This window comes from Pseudactinotalea sp. (assembly GCF_048594945.1).
GTDB lineage: Bacteria > Actinomycetota > Actinomycetes > Actinomycetales > Beutenbergiaceae > Pseudactinotalea.
In genome coordinates, this window is sequence record NZ_JBMDXJ010000033.1 from 1 (window position 1) to 9,529 (window position 9,529).

8 protein-coding genes are annotated in these 9,529 nt (G+C 70.6%); 3 read left to right on the top strand and 5 right to left on the bottom strand.

Annotated elements, in window-relative coordinates:
• Window positions 1-52: 52 nt before the first annotated feature.
• The gene (locus ACOJSN_RS01555; RefSeq protein WP_420110757.1) at window positions 53-1,429 is read right to left on the bottom strand and encodes an ABC transporter substrate-binding protein; all 1,377 of its coding nucleotides are present in this window, start codon (window positions 1,427-1,429) and stop codon (window positions 53-55) included.
• A gap of 117 nt (window positions 1,430-1,546) precedes the next feature.
• Complete coding sequence (locus ACOJSN_RS01560) at window positions 1,547-2,587, bottom strand: LacI family DNA-binding transcriptional regulator (protein ID WP_420110751.1); 1,041 nt, start codon at window positions 2,585-2,587, stop codon at window positions 1,547-1,549.
• Between the two features lie 84 nt (window positions 2,588-2,671).
• Between ACOJSN_RS01560 and ACOJSN_RS01565 the strand changes: the two genes are divergently transcribed.
• Window positions 2,672-3,472, top strand: a complete 801-nt coding sequence (locus ACOJSN_RS01565; RefSeq protein ID WP_420110752.1) for a TerC family protein — start codon at window positions 2,672-2,674, stop codon at window positions 3,470-3,472.
• Here the strand turns inward: ACOJSN_RS01565 and ACOJSN_RS01570 are convergent.
• Window positions 3,441-4,280 (bottom strand): HAD family hydrolase, encoded by an 840-nt coding sequence (locus ACOJSN_RS01570; RefSeq protein WP_420110758.1) that lies wholly within the window; start codon window positions 4,278-4,280, stop codon window positions 3,441-3,443. The two genes, ACOJSN_RS01565 and ACOJSN_RS01570, sit on opposite strands and share 32 nt — an antisense overlap.
• Before the next feature lie 5 nt (window positions 4,281-4,285).
• Complete coding sequence (gene serS, locus ACOJSN_RS01575) at window positions 4,286-5,560, bottom strand: serine--tRNA ligase (RefSeq protein ID WP_420110753.1); 1,275 nt, start codon at window positions 5,558-5,560, stop codon at window positions 4,286-4,288.
• A gap of 150 nt (window positions 5,561-5,710) precedes the next feature.
• Between serS and ACOJSN_RS01580 the strand changes: the two genes are divergently transcribed.
• On the top strand, window positions 5,711-6,808 hold the full coding sequence (locus tag ACOJSN_RS01580; protein ID WP_420110754.1) for a diacylglycerol/lipid kinase family protein: 1,098 nt from the start codon (window positions 5,711-5,713) through the stop codon (window positions 6,806-6,808).
• Between the two features lie 6 nt (window positions 6,809-6,814).
• Here ACOJSN_RS01580 and pheA read toward each other — a convergent pair whose 3' ends face one another.
• Window positions 6,815-7,759, bottom strand: coding sequence for a prephenate dehydratase (gene pheA, locus ACOJSN_RS01585; RefSeq protein ID WP_420110755.1), 945 nt, complete (start codon window positions 7,757-7,759; stop codon window positions 6,815-6,817).
• 189 nt (window positions 7,760-7,948) lie between these two features.
• Here pheA and ACOJSN_RS01590 point away from each other — a divergent pair.
• A partial coding sequence (locus ACOJSN_RS01590; RefSeq protein WP_420110756.1) for a hypothetical protein occupies window positions 7,949-9,529 on the top strand: 1,581 nt, incomplete at its 3' end.

A 9,529-nucleotide genomic window follows, 5' to 3' on the forward strand; every position in this document is an offset into this window, starting at 1 on the left:
GGGGGTGGGCGGGGGCGCTTGTGGTACGGCGCGCCCCGGCCGTGTGAGGTCGTCAGTCGCTCGGCCAGGAGTTCTCGACGGCGGTGAGCGCCTCGTCGGTGGACTGCGTGCCGTCGACCCAGTTGGTCATCGCTGTCCAGAACGAGCCTGCACCGACCGAGGACGGCATCAGGTCGGAACCGTCGAAGCGCGCCACGGCGTCCGGGTCCTGCATGAGCTCCAGCGTCTGGCGCAACATGTCGGAGGAGGCGTTCGCCGGGTCGACACCCTGGTTCGGGCTGGTGACGCCACCCAGGCTCACACGGGTGTCCGCCCAGAGACCGGACGACATGAAGTTCTGCACGGCGATCGTGGCCTCGTCCTCGTCGAACGCGGCGAGGTAGTCGCCGGCGACCAGCAGCGGCTGGTCGTCAGCCGTCTGCGCCGGCAGGTAGAAGGCGTAGATGTCGCCGTCCGGAGCCACGTCGGTGCCCTCCGGGAGCTGCGCCTCGAAGAACGAGGCCGCGCGGAACAGGTAGCAGTTGTCCTCGAGGACCTGCAGGCCGGCGTCGGCCCACGCCGTGGTCGCGATCGACCGCGGGTCGCCGATGCCGCCGTTGACGCGGTCGGGGTCCTGCAGGATCTCGCCGGCCGCGTCGAGCGCCTCGACGATCTGCGGGTCGTTGAAGGGGATCTCGTGGTCGACCCACTGGTCGTAGACGTCGGGGCCTGCGGTGCGCAGCACCATGTCCTCGACGAAGTCGGTGGCCGGCCACCCGGTGGCGCCACCGGACTCGATCCCGAAGCACCAGGGCTTGACCGTGTCGGAACCGTGGTCGGCCGCGATCTGGTCGGTGAGCGTCATCAGCTCGTCCCAGGTCGTGGGGATCTCGTAACCGCCCTCGTTGAACGCTGCCGGCGAGTACCACACGAACGACTTCACCGAGCCGAGGATCGGCACACCGTAGAGGGTGCCGTCGATCGTGCCGTACTGCAGCCAGTCCTCGGTGAGCCCCTCCTCAGCGGTGGCCACGACGTCGTCGGACGCCGCCTGCACGTGGCCGTCGGCCACGAGTCGAGCGAGCAGGCCCGGCTGCGGCACGATCGCCAGGTTGGGGGCGTTGCCGCCCTCGACCTGCACGTAGATCTGAGACTCGAACTCGTTGGTGCCGTTGTGCTGGATCGTGATCCCCGTGCACGCCTCGAAGTCGGCCCACGACTCCTCGAGGCCGTCGGACTCGGCGGGGTCGGAGATCGTGCTCGAGATCGTCACGGTCGCGCCCTCGAACTGGCCGTACTGCTCGTAGTCGGCGCAGTCGGCATCGCCGCCGCCACCACCTCCGCCGCCCCCGCCGCCGAGGTCGCCGCTGCCGCCACAGGCGGTCAGGGTGAGCGCCACCGCAGCGCTCCCGGCCAGGACCGCGCCGGCCCGCCGGCGCATGCTCGTCATCCTCACTGATGTCTCCCTCGTCGCTGCACACCCATCCGCGCTCGCGGTGAGCGCCCCCACCGTAAGCGCTTACGGTGGGGTATGCGCAAGAGGGTCGGGGCAATCCGTCGATAACGATTAGGTCAAGTCCTCGGACCCGGTCGTGTCGGCGGGCTCCGGGACGGGACACGTCGAACCCCGGTCGAGCAACGTCGTCGGGAACACCGCCTCACGGTCCACGCTCGCCCCGCCGATCATCTCCAGCAACAGCCGCGCCGCCACCTCCCCCAGACTCACGGCGTCCTGCGCCAGTGTCGTCAGGCCCACGAGATCGCCCAGAGGGTGGCCGTCGATCCCGATCACGGAGAGATCGTCAGGGGCCCGCAACCCGCGCTCGCGTAGTACGTCGATCACCCCGAACGCCATCTCGTCGGAGTCGGCGACGACCGCGGTCAGGTCCGGGACACGGTCGAGCAGCTCGGCCGCGCCCGAACGGCCGCCGGTGCGCTCGAACCGGCCGTACGCCATCAGTGCCGGGTCCGGCGGGAGACCCGCGGCCCGCATCGCCGCGGCATAGCCGGCAGCACGCTCAACCTCGGACGCCCACGGGGTCGGCTCGGTCGGATAGCCACCGATGTGGCCGATGCGGGTGTGCCCGAGCTCGAGCAGATGCTCGGTGGCGCGGCGCGCGGTGGCGACGTCGTCCACATGCACCAACACCTGGTCCGGCGGCCCGGAGCCGACGTACACGAGCGGGACCGCAAGCGACTCCAACATCGCCACCTCGACAGGTGACATCGTCATCCCTGCCACCAGGACGCCGTCGACCCGGCGGCGCAACACATCGAGCTTGACCGGCGGTCGTGTGGCGTCGTCGTGGATCTCGAACGAGGACAGCAGCGCGTCGAAGCCGGCGCCGCGCAGCGACCGGCACGCACCCTCGATCACGTTCGAGTGGAACCAGCGTGCCACCCACGGAGTCAGCAGCCCGATCGTGCGCGTGCGTCCCGACGCCAGCGACACCGCGGAGGGCGTCGGTGCGTAGCCGAGACTCTGAGCGACCTGCTGCACGTGCACGCGCGTGGAGGCACGCACGTCCGGCAGTCCGCGCAGCGCACGGGAGACCGTCGCTGTCGAGACTCCGGCCGCGCGGGCAACATCGTCGATCCCGACGGGCATGCACGAGATTGTGCCTCACGCCCCGCGCAGATCTCCCCACCTCGTCGACCCCGAGGTGCCATGAGGCGCCTCTACAGTGTGCCCATGCCTTTTGGTCCCGAGCTGATCATCGCGTTCCTCACCCTGTTCGTTCTCGAGCTGATCCTTGGTGTCGACAACGTCGTGTTCATCTCGATCCTCACCAACCGGCTGCCCAAGCATCAGCAGCAGCGGGCCCGCATCATCGGCCTCGCGCTCGCGATGGGGCTGCGGATCGTGCTGCTGTTCTTCGCGTCATGGATCGTGGGGCTGACCGACCCGATCGTCTCCATCGGCAGCGTCGAGGCGCTGGAGTTCTCCGGACGCGACCTGATCTTGCTCGCCGGTGGCCTGTTCCTCAACTACAACGCCACCACCGAGATCCATCACAAGCTCGAGGGCGAGGACGAGAACCAGGACGAGACCAAGGGCTCGACGACGTTCGGCAAGGTGATCATCCAGATCATCCTCATCGACGCGGTGTTCTCGCTCGACTCGGTCATCACCGCCGTCGGCATGACCGACAACCTGATCATCATGATCGCCGCCGTGGTCCTGTCGATCGGCCTGATGATGGTGGTCGCCGGCCAGATCGCCGACTTCGTGAACCGTCACCCCACCGTCAAGATGCTCGCGCTGAGCTTCCTCATCCTCATCGGCGCCACGCTCGTGGGCGAAGGCTTCGGCTACCACGTGGACAAGGCGCTGATCTACGGCCCGATCGGGTTCGCGATCGGCGTCGAGGTGCTCAACCTCGTCTACCGCAACCGGCAGGCGAAGCGGAAGGGTGCCGAGCGCACACCCGTGCACCTGCAGGGCAGCAAGCGCGTGGGCGTCAGGGAATCGGCAGAGCGTCCAGCACGCTGACGAGCCCGTCGAGCTCGACGGGTCCTGTCACGGCGGTCGCCGCCGCCTTCGTCACGTCATCGGCGCCGCCCATCGCGACGGCGACGCCGGCCCACCGGAACATCTCGATGTCGTTCTGCCCGTCGCCGGCAACGAGCGTGCGCCCCTGCGGCACGTCGTACCGCTGCCTCACAGCCTCGAGCGCCGAGGCTTTCGAGACGCCGTCTGGCGTCATGTCGAGCCAGGCCGACCAGCCGACGGCGTAGCTCACCCCGTGCAGTCCGCTCTTGGCTACGAGGTCGTGGAACTCCTGCGACGTCCATTCCGGCGCCCGGAGCGTGACACGGGTCGCGGGCGCCGCCACCAGCTCCTCGAACGGCACCACCTCCTGGGTGCCGGTCAGCTCACCGTCGGGGAAGGGCTTGGTCACCTTGAAGCCACGGCCGAGGTCCTCGACGGCGACGATTACCTCGGGCGCGTGCTCGCGCAGCAGCCGCAAGGCCGGGCCGGGATCGAAGGTGATGACGTCCACCATCTCGTCGCCGCGCTCGTCGAACCGGATGGTTACCGCGCCGTTGGAGCACACGGCGAACCCCTCGGTGAGTCCGAGCCGTTCGATCACGGGGCGCACCGCCACGAGCGAGCGCCCGGTCGCCAGCACCAGGCGGGCGCCGGAGTCGACCACGCGGGCGATCGCGCGCTGCACGCGACCGGAGAGCGAGTCGTCCATCCCGAGGATGGTTCCGTCGATGTCGAGGCCGATCAGCAGGTCCGGCCCGAGCCTCAGGTCGGCGACGAGGTCGCGGGTGAACGCCGGGGTGGTGGTCATCTCGGTCACGCCGGCACCTCCAGTGCCTCACGCCCGCCGAGGTAGGGCCGCAGCGGTTCGGGGACGTGCACGCTGCCGTCGGCCTGCTGGTGGTTCTCCAGGAAGGCGACCAGCCACCGCGTGGTGATCCCCGTGCCGTTGAGCGTGGCGGCTGGGCGATTGCCGCCCTCGGCGGTCCGCTCCCGGATCCCCAAGCGGCGGGCCTGGAAAGTGGTGCAGTTCGAGGTCGACGTCAGCTCGAGCCACCGCTGCTGGCTCGGTAGCCACGCCTCGCAGTCGAACTTGCGTGCGGCCGAGCTGCCGAGGTCGCCGGCGGCCACGTCGATGCCGCGGTAGGGCAGCTCGAGCGCGGCCAGCGACTCCTCCTCGAAGGCGAGCAGCCGTTCGTGCTCGGCCTCCGCCTGCTCGATCGGGGCGTAGGTGAACATCTCGATCTTGTGGAACTGATGGGTGCGGATGATGCCGCGTACGTCCTTGCCGTGCGACCCGGCCTCGCGCCGGTAGCAGGCCGAGAAGCCCGCGTATCGGATCGGACCGCCGGTGAGGTCGAGGATCTCGTCGCTGTGGTACCCCGCGAGCGCCACCTCGGAGGTGCCCACGAGGTACAGGTCATCAGCCTCGAGGTGGTAGATCTCGGCGGCGTGCGCGCCCAGGAACCCGGTGCCTGCCATGATCTCCGGGCGCACCAGGGTGGGTGTGGTCATCGGGGTGAAGCCGGCGTCCACCAGCCGGTTGAGCGTCCACTGCAGCAGCGCCTGCTCCAGCAGCATGCCGATGCCGGTCAGGAAGTAGAACCGCGAACCGCCTACCTTGGCGCCGCGCTCGGTGTCGATCGCACGCAGCGCCTCGCCGATCGCCAGGTGGTCGGCTACCTCGATACCCTCCGCAGCGAAGTCGCGCGGTGCGCCGACCTGCCGCAGCTCCACGAAGTCCTCTTCGCCGCCCGCCGGCACGCCGTCGACCACGATGTTCGGCATCTGCCACAGCAGCCGGTCGAGCTCGGCGGCGGCATCGTCGGACTGTGCCTCGGCCTCCTTCACCTGCGCCGCGAGCTCCTTGGCGCGGCCCAGCACGGCCTCGCGCTCCTCGGGCGCAGCCTTGCCGATCGACCGAGACAGCTCCTTCTGCTCGGCGCGCTGCTGCTCGAACGAGCCCAGCAGCGACCGGCGGCGTTCGTCAGCGGCCAGCAACTGGTCCACGAGGGCCGGGTCGGCGCCCCTCGCGACCTGGCTGGCGCGTGCGGTGTCGGGGTCGTCGCGCAGTGCCTTGAGGTCGATCACTCCCTGAGGGTATCGACCCCACCCACGGCCCGATCACCTCCCGCTGCGCTCAGTCGAGGTAATCCGGTGCCATGGGGTGGTCGTGGATTACCTCGAATCGAGGTGGAGGTGGAGCTGGACGGGGACGAGCGTGGGGATACGGTTCACCGCATGTCGTGGGAGCAGGTCGTGAGCGTGGCGGCGCTGATCGTCGCGGTCGTGGCGGCCGTGGTCGGCCTGCTGGTGCTCAAACGCCTGCGCAACGGAGCGCAGCGGGTCCCGGCCCTGACATCGGCGACCGCGAGCGACCAGGGGGACCGGCCGCCGTCGGGCCCTGCCGCGATCATCCTCAATCCGACCAAGGTGACGCGGCCGGAGACGATGCACGAGCTGCTGAGCGAGCTGTCGGCGGCGGCCGGGCTGCCCGAGCCGCTCTGGTTCGAGACCACGGTCGAGGACCCGGGCCGAGGCCAGGCCGAGCAGGCGATCGCGGCCGGTGCGTCGGTGGTGATCGCCGCGGGAGGCGACGGCACGGTGCGCGCGGTGGCCGAGGCGCTCGCGGACACCGGCACCCCGATGGGGCTGCTCCCGCTCGGAACCGGAAACCTGCTCGCCCGCAACCTCGACCTGCCGCTGGAGGCCGGCACCCGCGCGCTGCTCACCACCGCGTTGACCGGCACCGACCACCCGATCGACCTCGGCTGGATCCGCGCCGAGCGTGCCGACGGCGCCATCGACGAGCACGAGCACGCCTTCCTCGTCGCCGGCGGTGTGGGATTCGACGCCGCCATGGTGGCCGGCGCGGATGAGCAGCTCAAGGCCAGGATGGGGTGGCTGGCCTACTTCGTGGCGGGCGTGCGGCACCTGCACGGACGCCGCATCCGGCTCACGATGCAGGTGGACGACCAGCCCGCCGTCGACCTGAAGCTGCGCAGCCTGGTCTTCGCGAACTGCGGCCGGCTGCCAGGCAACCTCGTGCTGCTCCCGGATGCCGAGATCGACGACGGCTGGCTCGATGTCGCCGCCCTCGACGCCCGCGGCGGGCTGTTCGGGTGGGCCTCACTCTTCGGCAAGGTCGTGCTGCAGGGCGTGGGGGTGCGCCACGACCTGCCCGGTCAGCCCGGCTCGATCGAGTTCTGGCGGGGCCACGCAGTGTCGGTGCGCACCGAGGAGCCGCAGCCGATCCAGGTCGACGGCGACCTCATCGGTGAGGCTGTCGGCCTCCACGTGCGGGTCTCGCCAGAGACCCTGGTGGTGCGCACACGCTGACCGGGATCACGCCGGGTGGACGCCCCGGCGGAGGTCGGCGACCCAGTCGCGGCCCTGCTGGAAGTCGTCGTCGGTGAACCCGCGGCGCACCGGCGAGCCGGGACCGTCCACGCGCGGGTAGGAGCCGAGGAACCGCACCATCGGGCACACGCGGTGCAGCCCCACGAGGGCAGCGGCGACCCGCTCGTCATCGATGTGGCCCTCGACGTCGATCGAGAACCCGTACCGGCCGAGCGAGTCGCCGATCGGCCGGGACTCGATCCGGGAGAGGTTGACGCCACGCACCGCGAACTGCTCGAGCATCGTCAGCAGCGCGCCGGCCTCGTTGTCGGGTAGGTGGATCATCAGCGTGGTCTTGTCCTGCCCGGTGCGATCCGGCACAGGGCCTGGACGGCCGACGACGACGAACCGCGTCACCGCGTTCTTGTTGTCCTCGATGCCGGCGGCCAGCACGGTCAGGCCGTACTGCTCGGCGGTGTGCGGCGCCACGGCGGCAGCCTCGAAACCGTGCTCGCCCGGCTCGGCCAGCAGCGCAGCAGCCGCTGCGGTGGAGGTCGCGGGCACGTGGACCGCACCGGGCAGGTGTGCGGCGACCCACTTGCGGGTCTGCGCCCACGCGTGCGGGTGGGTCGAGACACCGCGCACGTCAGCCAGCCGCGTTCCCGGCGCGACCGCCAGCACGAACTCGATGCGCACCAACGACTCGCCCACGATGACCAGCGGCTCTCCGGAGGCCAGCGCGTCGAGGGTCGCCGATACGCCGCCCTCAACCGAGTTCTCGATCGGCACCACGGCGCGGTCGACCTCGCCGCTGCGCACGGCCGCCAGCGCGGTCGGCACGTCGGTCTGCGGCACCGCCACGTCCTCGGGAGCCACGACCGACCGCAATGCGGCCTCGGTGAACGTCCCGGTCGGTCCGAGGAAGGCGTAGCGCAGCGACATGGTGCCCATCCTGCCGCTAACTGAGACTCGTCTGCGCCGAGCGTGGCGTTCCTCGACCTCTGGGGCATCTGACGTCGAGTGAGTCCACGTTCATCGGGCTGGTTGCGGGGCGGTGCCAGGCGGCGCAGGCCGAGGCTCGACGGCGCCACTACCGGTGCTCCACACGCTCACCACACCGACCGCCTACCCTCGGAGTCGATGACCAGGACCCGGTGGACGCCCACGACCCGAGCAGCGGTGCTCGCTGCGTTGCTCGCGACCGTGGTCGCGCTGCTGATCCTCGCGGCGCCCGGCAGCGCGCGCGCCGATGAGCCCGAGCGTCCGGTCCTGCTCGTGGGCATCCCGGGGCTGCGGTGGTCGGACAGCGACCAGTTGGCGGGCGTCCTCAACCCGCTGCTGCACGAGCGTGGCGATTTGGCGGTCGGCTCGCTGGTGGTCCGCTCCACCGGTGCGACCGCGTGCCCGGTCGACGGGTGGTTGGGGATCTCTGCCGGCAACCGCGCCAGCGATGCGCGCGGCGACAGCGGTTGCGCCCCGCTCGAGAGCCCGACGGCGCCCGGGTGGCAGACGGCATGGTCACGATATGTGGAGCGTGCCGACGCTGCCTCGTTCACCGCTGAACCGGGTCTGCTGGGCGACGCCCTGGCCGAGGCCGGCGTCACCGCGAGCGCGATCGGCGCGGGCGCGGGTCTCGCGATCGCCACCCGCACCGGCGACATCGAGGCCTACCAGCCGTACCTGCCGGAGAGCGCGGAGGGGCAGGTACGCGAAGCGCTGGTCGATGACGACCTGGTGGTCGTCGACATGGGCGCCGCGCGGCTCGATGAAGCCTCCGAGGAACCCCGTCAAGCCATGCTGAGCGGGATCGCCGAGGAACTCGAGGCGATCCTGGCAGGTGCCGCCGACAGCGGCCGCGACCCGGTGGTGCTGATCTCCGGCATCTCCGACAGCGTCGGCGCCGAGGCGGCCACCCTCGGCTTCTTCGTGGCCACCGGCGTGCACGACGTCGCGCAGATCTCCAGCTCGAGTACCCGCCAGCCCGGCTACCTGCTCGCCACCGACCAGCACGCCACGCTGCTCGACCTGCTCGGCCTCGACGATGGCGGCACCAGCTCCATCGGCGGCCCGATGACCCTCACGTCCGCTGACGCCGGTGCTCTCATCGACGCCGCCCAGGACCGCGAACGGCACGCCGAGGCGCAACGGCCTCTCATCCCGGGATTCTTCCTCAGCCTCGTGCTGATCAACCTGACGCTGTACGCGGCGGTGACCCTCGCGCTGCGCCGGCGCGGGTTCGCGCGGAAGGTCGCCGACCGACGCGAACCGGTGCTGCGCACCATGCGCGTGGTCTCGCTCGCCGTCGCGGCCATCCCGGTGTCGTCCTACCTCGCCAACCTGCTGCCCTGGTGGCGGTTCGAGCCGGCCCTGCTGGCCCTGGTCGCGGGCATCGCTGTGATCGGTTCCGCGATCGTCGCCTTGGCCCTGCTCCCCACCTGGCGACGATCTCTGCTCGGCCCGGCCGCCGTCGTCGCCGGGGTGACCGCGATCGTGCTCGCGATCGACGTCATCACCGGCGCCCGCCTGCAGGTCTCGGCGATCATGGGCATCCCCACGCTGGTCGCAGGCCGCTTCTACGGCATGAACAACACCACGTTCGCTCTGTTCAGCACGGCGCTGCTGATCGTGGCCACGGCGGTCGCGAACAGCCTGGTCAAGCGCGACCGACGCGTGCTCGCAGCGGCCGTGGTCGCAGGGATCGGCATCGTGGGGATCGTCATC